The sequence below is a fragment of the Antarctobacter jejuensis genome (assembly GCF_052266595.1).
In the GTDB taxonomy this organism is placed as follows: domain Bacteria; phylum Pseudomonadota; class Alphaproteobacteria; order Rhodobacterales; family Rhodobacteraceae; genus Antarctobacter; species Antarctobacter jejuensis.
This window is the reverse complement of sequence record NZ_JBQQXJ010000006.1, coordinates 91,903-113,448: the sequence shown is the minus strand read 5'-3', so window position 1 is coordinate 113,448 and position 21,546 is coordinate 91,903. Positions and strand designations below refer to the sequence as shown.

At 64.9% G+C, this 21,546-nt stretch carries 18 protein-coding genes; 12 read left to right on the top strand and 6 right to left on the bottom strand.

What is annotated here, in order from left to right:
• Nucleotides 1-9 precede the first annotated feature (9 nt).
• The gene (locus ACTXGA_RS10385; protein ID WP_443393342.1) at nt 10-216 is read left to right on the top strand and encodes a SlyX family protein; all 207 of its coding nucleotides are present in this window, start codon (nt 10-12) and stop codon (nt 214-216) included.
• A gap of 235 nt (nt 217-451) precedes the next feature.
• On the opposite strand, the gene ACTXGA_RS10380 is transcribed toward ACTXGA_RS10385, so the two are convergent.
• The 3 genes from ACTXGA_RS10380 to ACTXGA_RS10370 form a co-directional block, all read right to left on the bottom strand.
• The gene (locus ACTXGA_RS10380) at nt 452-1,246 is read right to left on the bottom strand and encodes a hypothetical protein (protein ID WP_443393340.1); all 795 of its coding nucleotides are present in this window, start codon (nt 1,244-1,246) and stop codon (nt 452-454) included.
• A 102-nt stretch (nt 1,247-1,348) separates the two neighbouring features.
• Entirely contained in the window at nt 1,349-4,864 is a 3,516-nt protein-coding gene (dnaE, locus tag ACTXGA_RS10375) for a DNA polymerase III subunit alpha (protein ID WP_443393338.1), read from the bottom strand.
• A gap of 51 nt (nt 4,865-4,915) precedes the next feature.
• A complete protein-coding gene (locus ACTXGA_RS10370) occupies nt 4,916-6,439 on the bottom strand; it encodes an MDR family MFS transporter (protein ID WP_443393336.1) in 1,524 nt (507 codons plus the stop codon).
• A gap of 145 nt (nt 6,440-6,584) precedes the next feature.
• On the opposite strand from ACTXGA_RS10370, the gene ACTXGA_RS10365 reads away from it, so the two are divergent.
• From ACTXGA_RS10365 to ACTXGA_RS10320, 10 genes are all read left to right on the top strand, one after another.
• Complete coding sequence (locus ACTXGA_RS10365; protein WP_443393334.1) at nt 6,585-7,187, top strand: MarR family winged helix-turn-helix transcriptional regulator; 603 nt, start codon at nt 6,585-6,587, stop codon at nt 7,185-7,187.
• A 54-nt stretch (nt 7,188-7,241) separates the two neighbouring features.
• Nucleotides 7,242-7,583, top strand: a complete 342-nt coding sequence (locus tag ACTXGA_RS10360; RefSeq protein WP_443393332.1) for an ArsR/SmtB family transcription factor — start codon at nt 7,242-7,244, stop codon at nt 7,581-7,583.
• Between the two features lie 3 nt (nt 7,584-7,586).
• Nucleotides 7,587-8,066: an SRPBCC family protein gene (locus ACTXGA_RS10355; RefSeq protein ID WP_443393330.1), complete on the top strand. Its 480-nt coding sequence runs from the start codon at nt 7,587-7,589 to the stop codon at nt 8,064-8,066.
• A 197-nt stretch (nt 8,067-8,263) separates the two neighbouring features.
• A complete protein-coding gene (gene xdhA / locus ACTXGA_RS10350) occupies nt 8,264-9,655 on the top strand; it encodes a xanthine dehydrogenase small subunit (protein WP_443393328.1) in 1,392 nt (463 codons plus the stop codon).
• Nucleotides 9,652-12,009, top strand: coding sequence for a xanthine dehydrogenase molybdopterin binding subunit (gene xdhB / locus ACTXGA_RS10345; RefSeq protein WP_443393326.1), 2,358 nt, complete (start codon nt 9,652-9,654; stop codon nt 12,007-12,009). Before xdhA ends, xdhB begins: the two co-directional genes overlap by 4 nt.
• Nucleotides 12,006-12,953 carry a xanthine dehydrogenase accessory protein XdhC gene (xdhC, locus tag ACTXGA_RS10340; RefSeq protein WP_443393324.1) on the top strand — a complete coding sequence of 316 codons (948 nt, stop codon included), beginning with the start codon at nt 12,006-12,008 and terminating at the stop codon, nt 12,951-12,953. Before xdhB ends, xdhC begins: the two co-directional genes overlap by 4 nt.
• Nucleotides 12,920-14,443, top strand: a complete 1,524-nt coding sequence (locus ACTXGA_RS10335) for an ABC transporter ATP-binding protein (RefSeq protein ID WP_443393322.1) — start codon at nt 12,920-12,922, stop codon at nt 14,441-14,443. The genes xdhC and ACTXGA_RS10335 overlap by 34 nt, the downstream gene beginning before the upstream one ends.
• A gap of 45 nt (nt 14,444-14,488) precedes the next feature.
• Entirely contained in the window at nt 14,489-15,574 is a 1,086-nt protein-coding gene (locus tag ACTXGA_RS10330; protein WP_443393320.1) for an ABC transporter permease, read from the top strand.
• 109 nt (nt 15,575-15,683) lie between these two features.
• Nucleotides 15,684-16,607: an ABC transporter permease gene (locus tag ACTXGA_RS10325; protein ID WP_443393318.1), complete on the top strand. Its 924-nt coding sequence runs from the start codon at nt 15,684-15,686 to the stop codon at nt 16,605-16,607.
• Between the two features lie 41 nt (nt 16,608-16,648).
• On the top strand, nt 16,649-17,725 hold the full coding sequence (locus ACTXGA_RS10320; protein WP_443393317.1) for a BMP family ABC transporter substrate-binding protein: 1,077 nt from the start codon (nt 16,649-16,651) through the stop codon (nt 17,723-17,725).
• A 201-nt stretch (nt 17,726-17,926) separates the two neighbouring features.
• Here the strand turns inward: ACTXGA_RS10320 and ACTXGA_RS10315 are convergent, their stop codons facing one another.
• The 3 genes from ACTXGA_RS10315 to ACTXGA_RS10305 form a co-directional block, all read right to left on the bottom strand.
• Entirely contained in the window at nt 17,927-19,036 is a 1,110-nt protein-coding gene (locus tag ACTXGA_RS10315) for a hypothetical protein (RefSeq protein WP_443393315.1), read from the bottom strand.
• Nucleotides 19,037-19,203: 167 nt separating this feature from the next.
• The gene (locus tag ACTXGA_RS10310) at nt 19,204-19,917 is read right to left on the bottom strand and encodes a vWA domain-containing protein (RefSeq protein WP_443393692.1); all 714 of its coding nucleotides are present in this window, start codon (nt 19,915-19,917) and stop codon (nt 19,204-19,206) included.
• A 94-nt stretch (nt 19,918-20,011) separates the two neighbouring features.
• Nucleotides 20,012-20,446 carry a CBS domain-containing protein gene (locus ACTXGA_RS10305; RefSeq protein WP_443393313.1) on the bottom strand — a complete coding sequence of 145 codons (435 nt, stop codon included), beginning with the start codon at nt 20,444-20,446 and terminating at the stop codon, nt 20,012-20,014.
• Nucleotides 20,447-20,603: 157 nt separating this feature from the next.
• Between ACTXGA_RS10305 and ACTXGA_RS10300 the strand changes: the two genes are divergently transcribed.
• Nucleotides 20,604-21,539 (top strand): aldo/keto reductase, encoded by a 936-nt coding sequence (locus ACTXGA_RS10300; RefSeq protein ID WP_443393311.1) that lies wholly within the window; start codon nt 20,604-20,606, stop codon nt 21,537-21,539.
• Nucleotides 21,540-21,546: the final 7 nt, after the last annotated feature.

The window sequence follows — 21,546 nt, the reverse complement described above, 5'->3', positions numbered from 1 at the left end:
TCGCGACGCATGAGTGACAGAACCGCCCTTCTCGAAGAACGCCTCGCCCACGCCTTGCGGGCCATCGACGATCTCTCGGAGATGGTCGCACGGCAGGACCGTGAGATCACCCGCCTGACGGCCCGGGTCGAGATGCTGCTGCAACGCGAAGCCGCCCGCGAGGCCGAAGGCTCCGGCGGCATCGTCCTCGGCGACGAAAGACCCCCGCATTATTGAGGTCGCCCACGTCCCGGCGTGGGAGACCAGTGGGCAAGGGTGCCTTTCCGACAGGAAAGGTCACCGCCCACACCCTCACCAGTCCGGGCACAACGCCCAGCCCAACCGCGTAGGGCGGGGTTCACCCCGCCACTCGACAACAAAAAATATGGCTGGTTGACCCGATACTCGGTGGGACGGCGGGCGGGGCGATCTGCGGCCCGCAGGGTCCGCAGGAGCGGCGCCTCCGTCCCATTCAGTCCTTGAGATCGACGGCGGCCACTTCGCCGTCATGCAGCAGGATATTCTTCCACCGTGGATTGCTGCCGAACCGTTCGTAGACGCTGACAAAAACGGTGTCGCGCGCCAGTTGATTCATCTTCGACCCACAGGGCCTGCCCTGTCGCGCACCGCAGACCCGCCGCTTGACCGTCTCATAGGCCTTGTCGGTCTCCGACAGCGGCTGGGTCTCTCCCGAAGGTCCGTAGTGGATCTGTTCGTAACTTTCCGGAGAGCCAAAAATCACCAGCGCCGCCGAAAAGGTCCGCGCGCAACCGTCCTTGAACCCGGTCAGGTAAAAACTGTGGGCGGAGGTCGCCCCCGGCTGTGCGTCATACAGGACATACTGGCTGCGACGTTCCGGATAGCCTTCGACCTGCGTCCCCAGATCGCGTTTCGAGAAACTGCAAACCCGCGCGATCTCGCCATATGGCAACTGCGTGCCCAACGGCACCTCGCGGTAATCCGGCGCACCCGGTTTGGGCTCCCCCCCGCCGCGACGGAATCGTGAGGCAGAGGCCGTCTCGGCACCATCGCCGCCCGTCACCCTGTCGGCGCGTGCGCCTAGAATGCCCAACAGCCCGCGACGGGGCCGGTCATCCGTGGCCGGGGTGCGCGGTGTCTCGGGCGTCAGCGCATCCGCCTGCCCCGCCCCCTCGGCCAGCGGCACATCGCTGTATCGCGGAACCTCGGACAGGGGATCACCGCCGCAGCCTGCCAGAAACAGACCAAGGCACAGCGCCAGTCCCCCCGATTTCAAAGCCATCCGCATGACGCTCTCCCCCAGGACATACCGCATGTCTCTAGCGCGACAGGGACCTCCACGTCCACCGCCCCATGCGTCAAAAGACTGCCGTCCGCAAAGACTTGCCGCTCAGAATTCATCTACCGCAAGGACACCGTCCAACGATTTGACCGCGCCCTTGATTTCCGGTGTGACCGGGAAACTGCCGCCAGCGTCCAGCTCGACCTCCCCCGGCAAACCCGGATCGGACAACAAGAGCTGGATCGGGCCGCGCGCGGCCTTGGGCATCTGTTCTGCCGCCCGGCCAAGAACCGATGCGATCTGTGGCAGCGCCCCCGCCGTCTCGACAAAGATGCGCAACCCGCTGGACCCGACACCCGCCACCGCCGCCTCGACCGGCGCCACCGACCGGCCCAGCAGTTTCAGCTGATCGGATTCCATGGTCGCCTCGACCGTGATGATCACCTTGGAACCGCTTTCGAGATATTCGCGCGATTTCTCCAGCGCTTCGGAGAACAGCGTCACCTCGAAGGCCCCGGTGGGATCGGAAAGCTGGGCAAAGGCAAAGCGGTTTCCGCGCGCCGATTTCCGCTCCTGCCGCCCGGCCACGACACCCGCAATCTTGGCCACCAAGGGCGCATTTTCGGCCTTGTGCGTGACTTCTTCCAGCGTCATCGCACCGGCCCGTTTCAGCGCGGGCATGTAATCGTCCAACGGATGGCCGGACAAGTAGAACCCGACCGCCTTGAATTCCTCCGCCAGCCGCTCAGCTGGCAACCAGTCAGACACGGGTGACAGACGCGGCTCCGGCAGGTCTTCGCCCGCCTCGCCAAACAGCGACACCTGCGCGCTGCCCTTCTGTTCATGGATCGCCGCCGAATAGGCAACCAAGGCGTCCAGCGAATCGAAAATCCGGCGACGGTTCGAATCCAGCACGTCAAAGCACCCGGCGCGCGCCATCATCTCCAACGGGCGCTTGCCGATCTTCTTCAGGTCCACGCGGCGGGCAAAATCAAAGATGTTGACGAAGGGCCTTTCGCCCGCATCGCCGTCCTGACGCCCCTGCACGACCAGCCGCATGACCTCCATGCCGACGTTCTTGAGCGCGCCCAGCGCATAGACCAACTCGCCGTTCACCACGTCAAAACTCGCCTGAGAGCGGTTCACGCAGGGCGGCACCCAGGGCAGTTTCAGCCCCTTGCGGACCTCTTCGAAGTAGACCGCCAGCTTGTCTGTCAGATGGATATCGCAGTTCATGACACCCGCCATGAACTCGACAGCATGGTTCGCCTTCAGCCAGGCGGTCTGATAACTGACCACCGCATAGGCCGCCGCGTGCGACTTGTTGAAGCCGTAGTTGGCGAATTTCTCCAGCAGGTCGAAAACCTCGGTCGCCTTCTTCTTCTCGACCCCGTTTTCCGCCGCACCCTTTTCGAATTTCGGGCGTTCGGCGTCCATCGCCTCCTTGATCTTCTTACCCATCGCGCGGCGCAAAAGGTCCGCGCCGCCCAGCGTGTAATTCGCCATGACCTGCGCGATCTGCATCACCTGTTCCTGATAGACGATGATGCCTTGGGTTTCCTCAAGGATATGGTCGATCAGCGGGTGGACAGAGGTGATCTCGCGAAGGCCGTTCTTGACCTCGCAATAGACCGGGATGTTTTCCATCGGGCCCGGACGGTAAAGCGCCACAAGCGCCACAATGTCCTCGATACAGGTCGGCTTCATGCGCTTTAGCGCATCCATCATGCCCGAGCTTTCCACCTGGAACACGGCGACCGTTTTCGCAGCGGCATAAAGCTTGTAGGTGATCTCATCGTCCAGCGGGATGGCGTTGATCTGGTTCTCCGCCCCCTCCGCCGGTTCGTACAATTGCGTCCCATCGGCGGCGACGTGCAGGGGGCGGCCGGACTTGAAAATCAGGTCCATGGCGTTCTGGATCACGGTCAGCGTCTTCAGGCCGAGGAAGTCGAACTTCACCAGCCCGGCCTGTTCGACCCATTTCATGTTGAACTGGGTCGCGGGCATGTCCGAACGCGGATCGCGGTACAGCGGCACCAATTCATCCGTGGGCCGGTCGGCGATGACCACACCGGCGGCGTGCGTGCCCGCCGATCGCAGCAGCCCCTCGACCTGCATGCCGTATTTCAGCAGGCGGTCCACGACCTCTTCGTTGCGCGCCTCTTCGGCCAATCGGGGTTCATCCCGCAGGGCCTGTTCGATGCTGACCGGCTTGACGCCCTCGACCGGGATCATCTTGGACAGGCGGTCCACCTGCCCATAGGGCATCTGCAGGACGCGCCCCATGTCGCGCACCGCCGCCTTGGACAACAAGGCGCCAAAGGTGATGATCTGGCCCACCCGGTCGTGCCCGTATTTTTCCTGCACGTAGCGGATCACCTCTTCGCGGCGGTCCATGCAAAAGTCGATATCAAAGTCGGGCATCGACACCCGTTCGGGGTTCAGGAACCGTTCGAACAGCAGCGAATAGCGCAGCGGATCAAGGTCCGTGATGGTCAGCGCATAGGCCACAAGGCTGCCCGCACCCGATCCCCGCCCGGGACCGACCGGGATGTTGTTGTCCTTGGCCCACTGGATGAAGTCCGCAACGATCAGAAAGTAGCCGGGGAATCCCATCCCCTCGATGATGCCCAGCTCGAAATCCAGCCGTTCCTGATATTGCTCGGGCGTCACCGCATGGGGGATCACCGCCAGACGCTTTTGCAGCCCTTCGTTCGCGATGCGGCGCAATTCGGCGACCTCATCGTCGGCGAATTTCGGCAGGATCGGGTCGCGCCGATAAGCCATGAAAGCGCAGCGGCGCGCGATTTCGACCGTGTTTTCCAGCGCCTCGGGCAGATCGGCGAAGAGCACCGCCATTTCCTGAGGGCTTTTCAGGTAATGCTGCGCGGTCAGGCGACGGCGCGGTTCCTGCTGGTCGACATAGGCGCCTTCGGCGATGCAGATCATCGCGTCGTGCGCCTCGTACATCTCGGCCTTGGGGAAATAGACGTCGTTGGTCGCGACCAACGGCAGGTCCATGGCATAGGCCATCTCGACAAAGCCGCGCTCTGACAGGCGCTCGGCCTCGGGCAGGCCGCCGTCCTCGCCCGGGTGGCGCTGCAATTCGACGTATAGCCTGTCGCCGTAGATGTCCTTCAACTTGTCCATCAGCGCCTGCGCGGGGGCGCGATTGCCGTTGCGCAACAACCGTCCCACAGGGCCATCCGGCCCGCCGGTCAGGCAGATCAGATCCTCGGAGTGGGTCGCCAGTTCCTCCAGCGTCACATGCGGCAACTCGTTGTCGCGGCGCATGTAGAGGCAGGAATTGAGCTTCATCAGATGCTCATACCCCGTCTCGCTCTGCGCCAGCAGCACCACCGGCGCGGGCGGCTTCACCCGCTCCCCCGGTTGCGGGTCGACATAGCGCAGATCCAACTGGCAGCCGATGATCGGCTGCACCCCTGCCCCGCTTGCGCCGACGGAAAATTCCAGCGCGGAAAACAGGTTGTTGGTGTCTGTCACCGCAACGGCGGGCATCCCCATGTCGGCGATGAGGCCGGGCAGCTTTTTCAGCCGCACGGCCCCTTCCAGCAGGGAATATTCAGTATGAAGGCGGAGGTGGATGAATCGCGGATCGGCCATGACCCGACGATATCTTGTGTCCCGCCCGACGAAAAGCGCCGAGTGTCGGGATCACGCCTCACCCAACGGCATCTCCCGCAACAGCATGGAGGCAAGGCAGGCCACCAGCGCCGCCGCCGCTGCTGCCCAGAAGATCGGGTGCAAGGCATCCGAAAACCCGCTGAGCACCTGCGCCTGCGTCTCTGCGGGCATGGCGCGCACCATATCCGCCCCCAATGCGCCGATCCCGGCAGAGAAATCGCCGGGCACCTGCCCGGCAAGGTTGCGCATCAGCCCGGCGCTGAACATCGCGCCAAAAACCGCCGTGCCCACCGACCCGCCAATCAGGCGGAACATGTTGGTCGACGCCGTGCCGACCCCCATCATGCTGCGCGGCACCGCGTTCTGGATCGCCGCCACACCCACGGCAAAGACCGGGCCAAGGCCGACACCCACCATCACCATGACCGCCCCGATGAACCACAGGGGGCTGTCCACGTTCAGGCTCGACATCGCCAGCAGCGCGACCGCCAGCAGCCCGGTCGACAGCGTCGGCATCAGCTTGTACCGCCCGCTGTCGGACATGATCTTGCCCGCCATCTGCGAGGACAGGATCAGCCCGCCCATCATCGGCACAAGGAACAGGCCAGAGGTCGTTGGCGACACCTCTTTCACCATCTGCAGGAGCAGCGGCAGAAACGTGATCGTGCCGAACATCCCCATACCCACCAGAAAGCCCACCGCATTCACCACAAGGAAGGTGTTGTTGCGGAACAGGGACAGCGGCAGGATCGGTTCCTTTGCGCGGCGCTCGGTCTGGACAAAGCCCGCCAGCGCCAGCGCGACAAAAACGATCAGCCCCGCCGCCTCTGCGCTGCCCCAGCCATAGGCGCTGCCCGCGTTCGGCAACAGAACGATAGATCCCAAAAGCGCCGCCAACAGCACCGCGCCCAGGTAATCCACCGGCTTGCGCGAACGCTCCACCGGGGTCGGCAGCGCCCGGTTCAACACGACAAAGGCCGCCACGCCCACGGGAAGGTTGACGAAAAAGATCCAGTGCCAGCCGATGCTCTGCACGATGGCCCCGCCCAACAGCGGGCCGATCACCGTCGACACGCCAAAGGCTGCGCCCATCATGCCCTGCGCCTTGCCCCGTTCTCTCGGCGGCAGCAGGTCGCCCACAGCAGTCATGCAGGTCACGATCAGCCCGCCGCCGCCCAGCCCCTGCACCGTGCGTCCGGCGATCAGCATTTCCATCGACCCGGCCGTGCCGCAGATCACCGCGCCCACCACAAAGATAAGGATGCCGCCCTGCAGGACGATCTTGCGCCCGTACAAATCCGACAGCTTGCCCGCCAGCGGCGCGCCGATGGTCGAGGCCAAGAGATAGGCGGTGATGATCCATGTCATACGCTCCATCCCGCCCAGATCCGCAACCATGATCGGCATGGCCGTGGTCACGATGGTCTGCCCCAATGAGGCAAACAACAGCGTCGCCGCAATGGCCCCCAGCGCAAGACGCAGGGCCGCCGGATCACGGCTGTCAGATTGGGGAACGGCAGCTTCGGCAATGGACATAAAGAAAACCTCGGACATGACGTATTCTGCCCACACCCGCGACGGCGGGGCAGGCAAGGCAATTGCAACACTCTTGGTCTGCCACTAGATATGTGCCAAGGGCAATTACATGTCAACGTCATGCAATTGCGCGACGCATACAATTTTGCACAACGGAACCTGCATGAGCGCACGCGACGAAAAACTGAAACAGCAGATGGGTCGCGCCGGGATTGCCCGCCACGTGACAGAGGCCGCGCTGGACATCGACGCGATCCTGCAGCTCTGGCGGCGCCGGTTCACCAAGCGCGAGCTGGGCCTGCACGCGCTGACCGATCTGGACCTGCCGTTCGACCTTGCGGAATTGGACGTGCTGATGGCGGTCTGGGCCCCCAGCCGGGAGTTCGGCAAGGCAGGCGGTGAGGAAACCATGGTTTCGACCGTCGCGGCACGTCTTGCCATCGACCCGTCGCGCGCCAGCCGCCTGACCTCCTCATTGATCAAACGCGGCTACCTGCGCCGCGCGGTCAGCCAAAAGGACGCCCGCCGCGCGGTTCTGCAACTGACCGAGGCGGGCATCCGCGCCGTCGAGGCGGTGCGCAGCTACAAGTTCCTCGTGCTGGGCTCCTTCCTCAAGGACTGGACACCCGAAGAGGTCGAAACCTTCCTGCCCCTGCTGGAACGTTTCTCTGCATGGTCGGAACGCGCGGCCAGCCACTCCGACCCGGTGGCCGATGAGGTCGCTGCCCTGCGCGAAACCCTCGCCCGCGACAAGCCGGAAACCTAGCCAAGCGGCTAAGTTTTTGTTGACGCGTGAAATAGCGTCCATTTAGATAGCCATATGGCTAACCAACTTGATTCCTTCTTCGGCGCGCTCGCCGATCCGACCCGCCGCGCGGTGATCGAACGATTGATCGCCGGTCCCGCTCCGGTCTCTGACCTGCACGCCCCGCATGACATGGCGCTGCCCTCCTTCCTCAAGCACCTGAACAAGCTGGAGGCAGCAGGCCTCGTGCGCTCTGAAAAACAGGGCCGCAGCCGGATCGTGCACATAGAGGCAGCACCACTGGCCACGGCCGAGGATTGGCTCGCCCGGCAGCGGCAGATCTGGGAGGCGCGGACCGACCGGTTGCAGGCTTTTGCCACCGCGCTTGAACAGAACGCTCCCCAGCAAAAGGACTGACCCATGTTCGATATAGACCCCGCCCGCGATCTGCGCCTTGAACGTCAGATCGATGCCGCCCCCGCCACGCTCTGGCGCTGCTGGACAGAGCCGGAGCTGCTGATCCAGTGGTTCTGCCCGAAACCCTGGCAGGTGACAGAGGCCGAGATCGACCTGCGCCCCGGCGGACGCTTCTATACCCGGATGACGGGCCCCCTGCCCAACGGCACGCAGGCCGACATGCCGAACGAGGGCTGCTTTCTAGCGGTCGAACCGCAAAAGCGCCTTGTCTTCACCGACGCGCTGACCGGCGGCTGGCGCCCCGCCGCGCAGACCTTCATGACCGCCATCGTCACCTTCGAGGCCCGCGACGGCGGCACCTTCTATACCGCCACGGCCCTGCACAATGACACCGCCACCCGAGACAAGCATGAAGAGATGGGCTTTACCGCTGGCTGGAACACCGCCGCCGACCAAATGGTCGCCCTCGCGCAGAGCCTGTAGCCCTCAACCCCGCCCGTTTTCGCGCCGGATCGGGCGGGGTCGGTCAAGAATGAGGCGGTTTTCCCTTGCCTTGCCGCGCCTCCCGCGCCTAGCCTGACGGTCGACAACAGGGATTGGCGCGCTTTCTACGCCGCATCGAGGGCGCGCACCCGGCGGAAAACGCCGGGCAATTCGGTAAGGCGGCAGGTCATTACCCAATGAACATCACCTTTCTTCTCAACGGAGAGAGCGTGTCGCTGACCGACGTCGCCCCCACCGGGACGTTGCTGGACTGGCTGCGCGACAGCCGCGGCCTCAAGGGCACCAAGGAGGGCTGCAACGAAGGCGACTGCGGCGCCTGCACCGTCATGGTCAGCGATGAAAACGGCCCGCGTGCCCTGAACGCCTGCATCCTCTTTCTGCCGCAACTGCACGGCAAGGCGGTGCGCACCGTCGAGGGACTTAGCGAAGACGGGCAGATGCATCCCGTGCAACAGGCCCTGATCGATTTTCACGGCAGCCAGTGCGGTTTCTGCACCCCCGGCTTTGCTGTCTCGATGGCCGTGGCCCATGCCAAGGGCGACACCAACCACAAGGACGCATTGGCGGGCAACCTGTGCCGCTGCACCGGCTACGCGCCCATCCTGCGCGCCGCCCACGCCGCCGAGGCCGCACCGCGACCGGGATGGATCGACACCGACAAAGCGCTGCTTGGGCATAAAATTCCCTCGGAAGCGGCAGGCTGCCCGCCCGGCGCTGTTCATGCCCCTGAAACCTCGGATGACCTCGCGGCGCTCTACGCCTCGAATCCGGACGCCACTCTGGTCGCCGGGGCCACGGACGTGGGACTCTGGGTGACGAAACAACTGCGCGACCTGCCTCGGGTCATCTTCCTGAATCGCTGCAAGGACCTGCATCAGATCGAGGAGACGGAAACCGACCTCCGCATCGGCGCAGGTGTCACCATGGACCGTGTGCATTCCCTGATGCAGGACCGGCACCCGGCCTATGCCGAGATGATCCGCCGCTACGGCTCGACGCAGGTCCGCAACGCCGCCACTATCGGTGGCAATATTGCCAATGGCTCCCCCATCGGGGACAACCCGCCTGCGCTCATTGCCCTGAACGCCACGCTGCACCTGCGTCAGGACGATACCCGCCGCAGCCTGCCGCTGGAGGATTTCTTTCTGGACTACGGCAAACAGGACCGCGCCCCGGGCGAATTTGTCGAGGCCGTCTCGATCCCCAAACAGCCGGATTGCCTACGGGTCTATAAGCTGTCGAAACGCTTCGATCAGGACATCTCGGCGGTCTGCGGGGCTTTCTGCCTGACCGTCGCGGATGGCACGGTCACCACGGCCCGCATCGCATTTGGCGGCATGGCGGGCATTCCGAAACGCGCCACCCATGTGGAACAAGCCCTCATCAACCAACCCTGGACAGAGGCGACACTGGACGCCCTGCACGACACATGGGCGCAGGATTTCACCCCCATGACCGACATGCGCGCCAGCGCCGACTACCGACTGACCGCCGCCCGCAACATGATGCGCCGCGCCTGGGCCGAGGATCAGGGCCTGCGCACCGACGTGCTGGAGGTCCGCGCATGAGCGTCGCCAAGCCCCTGCCCCATGACGCCGCCGCTCTGCATGTGACCGGCAAGGCCCGCTATGTCGATGACATCCCGACACCCTCCGACTGCCTGCACCTTGCCTTTGGCCTGTCGCCCATCGCCGCGGGCAGGCTGACCGCGCTGGATCTTGATGCCGTGCGCGCGGCCCCCGGGGTTGTCGGCGTCTGGACCCATGCCGATCTGCCCTCCGCCTGTGACTGCTCCCCGTCGAACCATGACGAACCCATGCTCTCGGACGGCAGCCTGCATTACCTTGGCCAACCGATCTTTCTGGTTGCCGCCGACAGCCACCTTGCCGCCCGCCGCGCCGTGACGCGGGCGCGGGTCGAGACCGAGGAAATCGCCCCGATCCTGACCATCGAACAGGCGCTGGAGGCCGACAGCCGGTTCGAGGAAGGCCCGCGCATCTGGTCGCGCGGCGATCTGGCGGCGGCCATGGACAGCGCCGCCCATGTGATCGAAGGCCGTATCGAAATGGGCGGGCAGGAGCATTTCTACCTCGAAGGACAGGCCGCGCTGGTGCTGCCGCAAGAGGATGGCGACATGCTGGTCATGTCCTCCACCCAGCACCCGACCGAGATCCAGCACAAGGTTGCCGAGGCGCTGAACCTGCAGATGCACAACGTTCGCGTCGAAACCCGGCGCATGGGCGGCGGGTTCGGCGGCAAGGAAAGCCAGGGCAACGCGCTGGCCATCGCCTGCGCCGTGGTGGCCCATGCCACCGGGCGGCCCGCCAAGATGCGTTATGACCGCGACGACGACATGACCATCACCGGCAAGCGCCACGATTTCCGCATCGATTATCGCGTCGGCGTGGACGCCGACGGCGTGATCGAGGCCATCGATTTCCGCCACTACACCCGCTGCGGCTGGGCGCAGGACCTGTCCCTGCCGGTGGCGGACCGCGCCATGCTGCACGCCGACAATGCCTATTATCTGCCCGTGGTTCGGATCGAATCTCACCGTCTGCGCACCAACATGCAAAGCGCCACCGCCTATCGCGGCTTCGGCGGCCCGCAGGGGGTGCTGGGGATCGAGCGCGTGATGGATCACGTGGCGCATGTGCTGGGCCGCGACCCGCTGGAGGTGCGGCGCGCCAATTTTTACGATCCCGCCTCCCCGGATGTGGTGGAGGGGGGCGCTGCCCCCCACTTGCCTGCGGCACCCCCCCCCGGCGGTATTTCGAAAGAGAAGAAGCCCAGGAACGTCACGCCCTATGGTCAGACGGTCGAGGATTTCATCCTGCACGAGATGACCGGGGCGCTGGCCGCCTCCTGCGATTACGCGGCGCGGCGGGCGGCGGTAGCGGAGTGGAATACCGTCCATCCGATCCTGAAGAAGGGGATGGCACTGACGCCGGTGAAATTCGGCATTTCCTTCACGCTGTCACATCTGAACCAGGCCGGAGCGCTGGTGCATGTCTATCAGGACGGCTCGATTTCCATGAACCACGGTGGCACCGAGATGGGACAGGGCCTGTTCCAGAAGGTGGCGCAGGTGGCGGCCCGCGCCTTTGGTGTGCCCATCGAGACGGTCCGCATCACCGCCACCGACACCGCCAAGGTGCCCAACACCTCTGCCACCGCCGCCTCTTCCGGGTCTGACCTGAATGGCGCGGCGGTCCGCATCGCCTGCGAAACCCTGCGCAGCCGCATGGCCGAGCATCTGGCGCAGTTGCACCAATGCCGTCCGGATCAGGTGCGCTTTGCCGATGAGCGCGTGTCGGCGGGTGCCGCGGATATGACTTTTGCCGAGGCAGCCGCCTTTTGTTACGCGGGCCGGGTCAGCCTTTCGGCCACCGGGTTCTACAAGACGCCCAAGCTGTCGTGGGACCGGATCAAGGGCACCGGCCGCCCATTCTATTATTTCGCGCATGGCGTTGCCTGCACAGAGGTCGTTCTGGACACCCTGACCGGCGAAAACCGGATGCTGCGCACCGATATCCTGCATGACGCGGGGGCCTCGCTGAACCCCGCTCTGGACATCGGCCAGGTCGAAGGCGGGTTCGTGCAGGGCGCGGGATGGCTGACGACAGAGGAGCTGGTCTGGGACGACAAGGGCCGCCTGCGCACCCATGCCCCCTCGACCTACAAGATCCCCGCAGTTTCAGATGCGCCGGAGGTGTTCAACGTCGCGCTTTGGGATGGCGAGAATCGCGAGGAGACGGTCTATCGCTCCAAGGCGGTGGGCGAGCCGCCTTTCATGCTGGGCATTTCGGCGCTGATGGCCCTGTCCGATGCGGTCAGCGCCTGCGGGCCGGGCTATCCGGCGCTGGACGCGCCTGCCACGCCGGAACGGCTGCTGGCCGCCATCGAACGGGTGCGGCGGTGAGTTTCGATGCCGACGCCCTGCGCAGGGCCGTGGATGCCCATGGCCGGGTGGCGCGGGTCGTGGTGGCAGAAGTTGCTGGCTCTGCCCCGCGCGAGGTGGGCGCCGCCATGCTGGTCTGGCCGGACAGCGACGGTCTTGGCCAGAGCGGCACAATCGGCGGTGGCGCGCTGGAATATGAGGCGGCAAAGGCCGCCTTCTCGCGCAGCGGTCTGACGCGGCATCCCCTGGGCCCGGAACTGGGCCAGTGTTGCGGCGGGGCCGTGACCCTGCTGACCGAGCAGTTTGATGCCCAAAGCCTGCCCGCGCCGCAGGAAGGCCTGTTCGCCCGTGGTCCCGGTGACATGCCGCTGGCCGTGCGCCGCCTGATCGACAAGGCCCGCGGGCGGGGCGAAATGCCCGCACCGCAACTTGTGCAGGGCTGGATGGTCGAGCCAGTGCTGCGCCCTGCCCTGCCGCTGTGGATCTGGGGCGCGGGCCACGTCGGGCGCGCACTGATCCGGACGCTTGCCCCCTTGCCGGACCTTGACTTGACATGGATCGACACCGGGCCAGAGCGTTTTCCGCAGGCGCCACCGGAGAATGTTCGCCTGTTGCCCGCGCCACAACCGGAACGCGCGATGGCCCTTGCCCCGCCCGATGCCGCGCATCTGATCCTGACCTATAGTCACGAAATCGACCTCGCAATCTGCCACGCGGCCCTGTCGCATGGCTTTGCCTTTTGCGGGCTCATCGGTTCGGACACGAAATGGGCGCGCTTCCGCAAACGTTTGCAATCTTTGGGGCATTCTGCTGCCCAAATTAACCTCATATGCTGTCCTATCGGGCAAAAAGGCCTTGGCAAGCACCCGCAGGCCATTGCCATCGGCACGGCCTGCCAGATACTCACTTGGCAAAAAGGAAACGACAGGGCGTGGCCGATACACTCCTCAGCCTCAGGGGCCTGACCAAGATCTACCCGGGCGTGATCGCCAACGACGATGTCTCTTTCGACATCGGCCGGGGTGAGATTCACGCCCTGCTGGGCGAAAACGGCGCCGGGAAATCGACGCTGGTCAAGATGATCTTTGGCCTGAATGCGCCGGACAAGGGCAGCATGCAGATGGACGGCAAACCCTATGCCCCGTCCGAACCATCCGAGGCCCGGCAATCGGGCGTGGCCATGGTGTTTCAGCACTTCTCGCTGTTCGACGCACTGAACGTGGCCGAAAACGTGGCGCTGGGGATGGAAACGCCGCCACCCATGTCCGACCTTGCCCGCCAGATCCGCGAGGTATCGGAAACCTACGGCCTGCCGCTGGACCCGTCGCGCACCGTCGGCACACTGTCAGCGGGCGAACGTCAGCGGGTCGAGATCATCCGCTGCCTGCTGCAGAACCCGCGCCTGCTGATCATGGATGAACCCACCAGCGTGCTGACGCCGCAGGAGGTTGAGATCCTGTTCGAGACCCTGCGCAAGCTCAAGGCCGAAGGCACCTCGATCCTCTATATCTCGCACAAGCTCGAAGAGATCCGCGCCCTTTGCGACACTGCCACGATCCTGCGGCTGGGCAAGAAGGTGGCCACCTGCACCCCCGCCGACACCTCGGCCCGGCAATTGGCCGAAATGATGGTCGGGGCAAGCTTCGCCACCCCCACCGCACGCGGCACCGAACCGGGGGAGGTCCTGCTGACCGTGCGGGATCTGAAGATGCCGGCGCCCGGTGCCTTTGGCACCCCGCTGCGGGGCATCAGCTTTGAGGTGCGCGCCGGAGAGGTGCTGGGCATCGGCGGCGTCGCGGGCAACGGTCAGGACGAATTGCTGGCCGCCCTCTCGGGAGAGCGGTCCGCACCGGCGGGCAGCATCCTGATGGGCAAGGACGACATCAGCCGCGCCGGTCCCGTGGCGCGCCGGGATCTTGGCGTTCTGTCCGGCCCGGAGGAACGGCTGGGCCACGCCGCGGCACCGGACATGAGCCTGATCGAAAACGGCGTGTTGACCGCCGCCCGCCGCGAGGGGCTGCTGTCGCGGGGGTTCATTTCCTGGGGCAAGGCGCGGACCTTCGCCGAGGACGTCATCGGCCTTTTTGACGTGCGTACCCCCGGCCCGGGCACCGCCGCGCGCGCCCTCTCCGGCGGCAACCTCCAGAAATTCGTCGTGGGGCGCGAGATCCTGCAGGACCCCAAGGTGCTGATCCTCAATCAGCCCACCTGGGGCGTCGATGCCGCCGCCGCCGCCTTTATCCGCCAACAGGTGCTGGACCTCGCTGCCAAGGGCAGCGCGGTCGTCGTCATCAGTCAGGATCTGGATGAGCTGATGGAGGTCTCCGACCGCTTCGCCGCGCTGAATGAGGGTCGGCTGTCCCTTTCGCGGCCCGTGGCAGAACTGGACATCGAACAGATCGGCCTGATGATGGGCGGCGCGCATGACATGGAGGTGGCGCATGTGGACCCGTGACGCCCGCCCGCCCCGCCGCCTGACCGCCGCGCAAGGAGCCCAGCCATGATCCGGCTCGAAAAACGGCCGCAGCCATCGCGGCTCTGGACCGCGCTCACCCCGGTTCTCGCCGTACTGCTGACCATGCTGGTGGGAGGCATCCTCTTTGCCTTTCTGGGGGCGAACCCCTTCGAGGCGATCCGGACGATCTTCTGGGATCCGATCTTCAACGCCCAGTTCGCGGGCTTCACCCGGCCGCAATTGCTGGTCAAGGCCGCGCCGCTGATCCTGATCGCCATCGGCCTCAGCATCGGCTTTCGCGCCGGGATCTGGAACATCGGCGCGGAAGGGCAATACATCATGGGCGCCATCTGCGGCGCGGCGGCGGGGCTAGCCTTCTACCCATCGGAAAGCCCGCTGATCTTTCCCCTGATGATCGTCGCGGGCGCGCTCGGCGGCTGGGCCTGGGCGATGATCCCGGCCCTGCTCAAGACCACCTTCGGCACCAACGAAATCCTCGTCTCTCTGATGCTGGTCTATGTGGCAGAGACCATCCTCGGCTCTGTCTCCACCGGCCTTTTGCGCAATCCCGAGGGCCACGGCTTTCCCGGCTCGCGCAATTTCAAGAGCTGGGAGGCCGTGCACAATGCCGAGATCATCTCGGGCACCGGCATGCACTGGGGCGTGGTCGCCGCCCTGATCGCGGTGATCGGGGCCTATGTCCTGCTGACCCGTCACATCCTCGGCTTCAATATCCGCCTGACCGGCGAGGCGCCGCGCGCCGCCCGCTTTTCCGGCGTGAACCCGGCACGCATCATCCTGATCTGCCTCGGCCTTTCGGGCCTTCTTGCGGGCACCGCAGGCCTGTTCGAGGTGACAGGCCCCGCAGGCCAGATCAGCATCGACTTCAACTCCGGCTACGGCTTTACCGCGATCATCGTGGCCTTCTTGGGCCGCCTGCACCCGGTAGGCATCCTGCTGGCGGGCCTCCTGATGGCGCTGACCTACATCGGCGGCGAACTGGCGCAGCTGATGCTGGGCGTGCCCGGTGCCGCGATCCAGCTGTTTCAGGGCATGCTTCTGTTCTTCCTGCTGGCGATGGACGTCTTCATCAACTTCCGCCTGCGCATCGGGCAGAGGGAGGCCGCATGACACAGCCCCGAACCCCGTCCTTCATTGGGCTTGAAATATCTCGGGGCAAACGCGCCAAAGGCGCATGGGGGCAGCGCCCCCTCGCCCGGCCAGCCACAGGATACGACCGATGGACCTGAGCTCTATCAACCCCGTCCTCCTCGTGGCCTCCATCATGGTCTCGGCCACGCCTATCTTGCTGGCCGCCATCGGCGAGATGGTGGTGGAAAAATCCGGCGTTCTGAACCTCGGCGTCGAGGGGATGATGATCACCGGTGCGGTGGTCGGCTTTGCCATCGCGGTCAACACCTCCTCGCCGATCCTTGGCTTTTTCGCCGCCGCCTGCGCGGGCGCGGTGCTCTCGCTGGCCTTTGGCGTGCTGACGCAGTTCCTGCTGTCGAACCAGGTGGCCACCGGGCTGGGCCTGACGCTGGTAGGCCTTGGCCTGTCCAGCCTGATCGGCAAACCCTATGAAGGCATCAAAAGCCCGACGCTGCCGAAACTGGACATTCCCCTGCTCGGCGACATTCCCGTGCTGGGGCGCATGCTGTTTTCGCATGACATCATGGTCTACTTCAGCCTTGCACTGGTGGTCGCCGTCTGGGCCTTTCTCAAACACACCCGCGCCGGTCTGATCCTGCGCGCAGTGGGCGAAAGCCACAGCAGCGCCCATGCGCTGGGCTACAAGGTGGTGCGCATTCGCCTGTTGGCGATCCTCTTCGGCGGCGCCTGCGCGGGCCTTGGCGGGGCCTACCTCAGCCTAGTCCGCGTCCCGCAATGGACAGAGGGCATGACCGCCGGCGCAGGCTGGATCGCGCTGGCCATCGTCGTCTTCGCCAGCTGGCGCGCCGGCCGCGTGGCCATCGGCGCCTATCTCTTTGGCGGCGTCACTGTGTTGCAGCTGAACCTGCAGGCCGCCGGGGCCAATGTGCCCGTGGCCCTGCTGTCGGCTTCACCCTATCTGGTCACGATCCTCGTGCTCGTGATCATCTCGGCCCGGGGCGTGCATGGCGCGCCCGCCTCTCTGGGCCGACCCTTCCACGCCTCAAGTTGAGGCACACACTCAATCATCAAGATCATCAACAGGGGATGACCATGAAAAGAAGAACCCTCCTTTCCACCGCCGCGCTGGCCCTCACCCTCGGCTTCGGCTCTGCCGCTGCCGCACAGGATGTCACCGCGGGTTTCATCTATGTCGGGCCGATCGGCGACGGCGGCTGGACCTATGAACACGACAAGGGCCGTCTTGCCGTCGAAGAGGCCTTTGGCGACAAGGTCAAGACGATCTACCAGGAAAGCGTGCCCGAAGGCGCAGACGCCGAACGCGCAATCACCCAGATGGCCCTGTCCGGTGCCGACATCATCTTCACCACCTCCTTCGGTTACATGGATCCCACCATCGCCGTCGCCGCCAAGTTCCCGAACGTGAAGTTCGAGCACGCCACCGGCTACAAGACCGCGGATAACGTCGCCGTCTACTCGGCCCGCTTCTACGAAGGCCGTGCGATCCAGGGCCACATCGCGGGCAAGATGACCAAGACCAACAAGATCGGGTACATCGCCTCGTTCCCGATCCCCGAGGTCATCCGCGGCATCAACTCGGCCTATATCCACGCCAAGAAGGTGAACCCGGATGTCGAATTCTCGATCATCTGGGCCTACACATGGTTCGATCCGGCGAAAGAGGCGGACGCCGCCCGCGCGCTGATCGAAAACGGCGCCGACGTGATCCTGCAGCACACCGACTCGACCGCGCCGCAGGCCGCCGCGGCAGAGGCGGGCAACGTCATCACCTTCGGTCAGGCCTCTGACATGGCCGACTACGCGCCCATGCCGCGCGTCTCCTCGATCATCGACGACTGGGGCCCCTATTACGTCGACCGCGTGCAGGCGGTCATGGATGGCACCTGGGAAAGCAAGGAAACCTGGGACGGCATCGGCCCGGGCATGGTCGGCATCGGCGAGATTTCGGACGCCGTGCCGGCAGACGTCAAGGCCGAAGCACTGGCCATGAAGGACGCCATCGCAGCAGGGGACTATCACCCCTTCACCGGCCCGCTGAACAAGGCCGACGGCACGGCCTGGCTTGCTGATGGTGAGGTCGCGGATGACGGCACCCTCTTGGGCATGAACTTCTACGTCGAGGGCCTGACCGGGGAAATCCCGCAGTAAGGACCGCTCTGCCACACCCTCGACCCTGCCATCGCAGGACCGGGGGTGTGGCGACACAGCCCATACCACCAACCGGCGCACCGCCCTTCTGGCGTTTTGACAGGACGGTCACGCCCCACGCGCAACCTCAAGCGCGATAGCCTCGCCTTTGCGCTGCCCCTTGGGCGGCGGATCGCAACGCCTCTCAACCGGTCGCCGCAGTCAGTGCCGGGTAAGATCACCCAATCGCGTCATCCCGTCCCGCAGCGTGTAATGGGGCATCTCGCCGTCGCGCAACACTTCCCCGCTCCCATCCGCAATCGCGTTCCAGACATTCTCGGCGGGTTCATCAGGCCAAACATGCACCCGTTGCAGGCTTAGCCGGATCACCGGAGGCTCTGCCTGTCCATTCATATAGGGCAAGTCACCATTGTATCGCTGGGCCTCGCTCACGTAGCCGCCAAAGTCATCGTCCCGGATCAGGCAGACATATTGTGCGCGCGGTTCATTGAATAGCCGGACCGCCCAATAGGTCTGGGCCACGTATGACACCCGCTCTCCCTGGGCCGCATCCTCGCGCAGCGCCCGCAAATGGCTGGCCGCATCCGGCAGGCCAACTGTGACCCCCTTGTGCACCAGGTAGGCGTTCTCGCACAGGTGCAGCATGTCCGCCTTGGTGATCTGTTCTTGTGCTTTAACGCCAGAGATCAACACGTTCGACATGACCGCCTCGGCAACCGTGGTGACCCGGAACATGCTGTCCCCCGGGGTTTCGAGGATGCGCGCATAAAGAAAGTCGTTCAACGCCTCTGCGCTGTCCTGTGTCGTCAGCTTGATATTGAAATAGCCTTCGGCCGATTTCAGCGCGATCCTGAATGCCTCTTCGACATGCTTTGCCGGATAGATGCCTTCATCGGGCAGATCCAGGCTGGGCGCGTGAAAGCCCAGCACCGCTCCCGGCTCAATGCTGCGCGAGGCGACTTGGCTAATCACTGTCCCCACGCTGATGCTGCCGCCCAGCCACGCAATCGCGCATGCGGATTCGCAACTGTCGCCGTTCATCACCCGCGTATGCATCTGCTTGTTGTTCCAGATCACGTCGAAGATCTTGATGCCTTCGGGCAGGGACCCGCCCGGGCTGTCAAGGCATAGCGAAGCGCCCGGCATCCCGAAAGTGTCCAACGCCTCGATCTTTGCCGCATCGCCCGGCTCTACACGTCCGGAAAAGCGATAGCTGCACGGCGCTTCCCAGCCGCCAAGGGCTTCGATTTCACCCGCAAGGACAGGGGGCGCGGCAATCGTCATGGCCGCGACAAGGATCAGAGGCTTCATGGTCAAATGCCTTAAGTTATTATGTCTAGGTCTTGACCCTATTCGGCCATCAACGACTTAGCCATGACAGGTTTCGCTGATCGACGACACCCGATCAGCGCTCAACAGGCGCCCCGACACGGCGTGTCACCGGCCGGTCGCCTAATAGCGGGCTGTTTCCTCGAAATTCAGCGCGACAGCACCCGCCGCTCCGGCGAAACAGAGCCAAGGATATTGCAGCCCAGCGTCACCCGCAGCGCGCCGATCAACTCGTCTACGGATTCCGCGCGCACGTATTTTCCGCCCGTCTGATCCGCAAGGCAACGCGCCACAGTCACGGCGGGCGCATCCGGGTTGGCCCAGTCGAAATGCCGCCCCCGCACCTTGAAGCCGATCACATGCACCGTCATCTCCGGCGCAATCGCGGCGATTTCCGCGGCCAGCTGGCAGGGCGCGCCGCCGCAGGTTTCCTTGCCATCCGTGACCAGTACCACGGTCCCCGGCTTGCGCGTGTAATCCAGCGTTTCCACCGCCTGCCGCACGCTTTCGGTCAAGGACGTGCCGCCCGCCGGGTGCAGCGCCTCGACGTCGGCGATGATGCGCGGCCCCGCCTGCCATTGCGGCGGAAAGCGCAGATCGGTGTTGGAACAGGTGCGGTCGCCGGAGGGGCCGTAGATGACCAGCCCCAGACGCCTCTGCGCCGCCACGGTCGGGATCACCCGGCGGATCGCGGTGCGGGCCTCTGATATCCGGGGCACGCCGATGGCGTTATAGCCAATCTCCGCCATGGAACCGGAGCCGTCGAAGACGATCATCGCGTCCTCGGTGCAACTCTCTCCCGCTCCGCTGGCAAGCGGAGCAGTCAGTGCGGCGGCGGCAAGGACGCAGGCCAGAAGACGCATCACGACACTCCCCTTTCACCTCAGAATGGCAGGGTGCCGTTGTTCTGTCGAGTAACGCCTTCGTAGTGCCTGCCCCCGCAGGCCCGCGGTCAGCCTATTGGGCGGCCACGTCCGGATCGCGCAACTCGCGGACCCGGTCAACCATCAGGCGATACTCTGTCGGGATGTCGCGCATCGACAGCATCCCGATCGGTTCTCCGGCCGCATCCGTAACGGGCAGGTGGCGAAATCCGCCTTCGATCATGCGGGTCAGCGCATCGGCCAGACGGGTGGTGGGGCGCACTGTCTCGGGGTCCGGCGTCATGATCTCGGCCACGGTTGTCTCACCGGTCGTCAGGTCCTTGCCGATGCAGCGGTTGATCACGTCACGCTCGCTGATGATGCCGACAAGGCCCCCGTCCTCGACCACGGTCAGCGCGCCGATATTGTGCTGCGCCAGCAGATCGCAGGCCTCTTTGACACTGGCCCCCGGTGGGACACTGATCAGCGGACGGTTGTTCAGCACCTGATCTATCGAATTGATGATCATGGACGTCTCTCCTGCAAATACATGCATTTAGTGTAACGGTTTTCGACAAAGCCTCCAGTCCGGTATTTCCCACGCCGCCCGAAATGCCCCCCGGGCCGAATTCTCGCTGACCGAATTCCCGCTGGCCGCAGGCGGGCGGGCGTGGCACTGTTGCGCCATGACCCTGACAACACTTTCGGGCGATACGCCCGCCCCCTTCGCCTTTGGCTGCATGCAGTTCGGCGGCCGCGCCACCGAGGCCGAAAGCCGCGCCATGTATGACACCTGCCGCGCCGCCGGGATCCGCCATTTCGACACCGCTTATGTCTATACCGATGGCGCGTCGGAACGGTTGCTGGGGCGGTTCGCCTCTGCCGAGCGCGAACAGGTTTTCATCGCCACCAAGGCAAAGTTCACCGGCGGCGCCAGCCGCGCCAACATCCTGTCATCGCTGGACGAAAGCCTTGCCCGGCTGGGGGTCGAGGTCATCGACCTCTACTACATGCACCGCTGGGACAGCACCACGCCGCTCGAAGAGACCTTCGAAACGCTGGCCGCGATTCAGTCCGACGGGCGCATCCGCTATATCGGCGTGTCCAACTACGCCGCGTGGCAGGTGATGAAGGCGCAGGCCGTGGCCGCCAGTTTCGGCACCGCGATCCACGTCATCCAGCCGATGTACAACCTCGTCAAGCGTCAGGCAGAGGTCGAACTGCTGCCCATGTGCGCCTCCGAAGGGATCCTGCCGGTGTGCTATTCGCCGCTGGGCGGTGGCCTGCTGACCGGCAAATACGCCCGGGGCGAAACCGGCCGCCTGACAGAGGACCAGATGTACGCCAACCGCTACGCGCCCACGGACATGCACGCGGCGGCAAAGGAACTGGCGGCGATTGCCGATGAACTGGGCACCGATGCCGCAACGCTTGCCGTGGCCTGGGTTGCCGCCCATACCTCGGGCGCGGTGCCAATCCTCTCGGCCCGCAACGCCACGCAGTTGATCCCCTCGCTGGCGGGCATGACCTACCCGATGGATGCCGCGCTCTATTCACGACTGGCAGAGCTTGTTCCCACGCCTCCCCCGGCCACCGACCGGCTGGAGGAAAGCGCGGCCTGAACGCCCC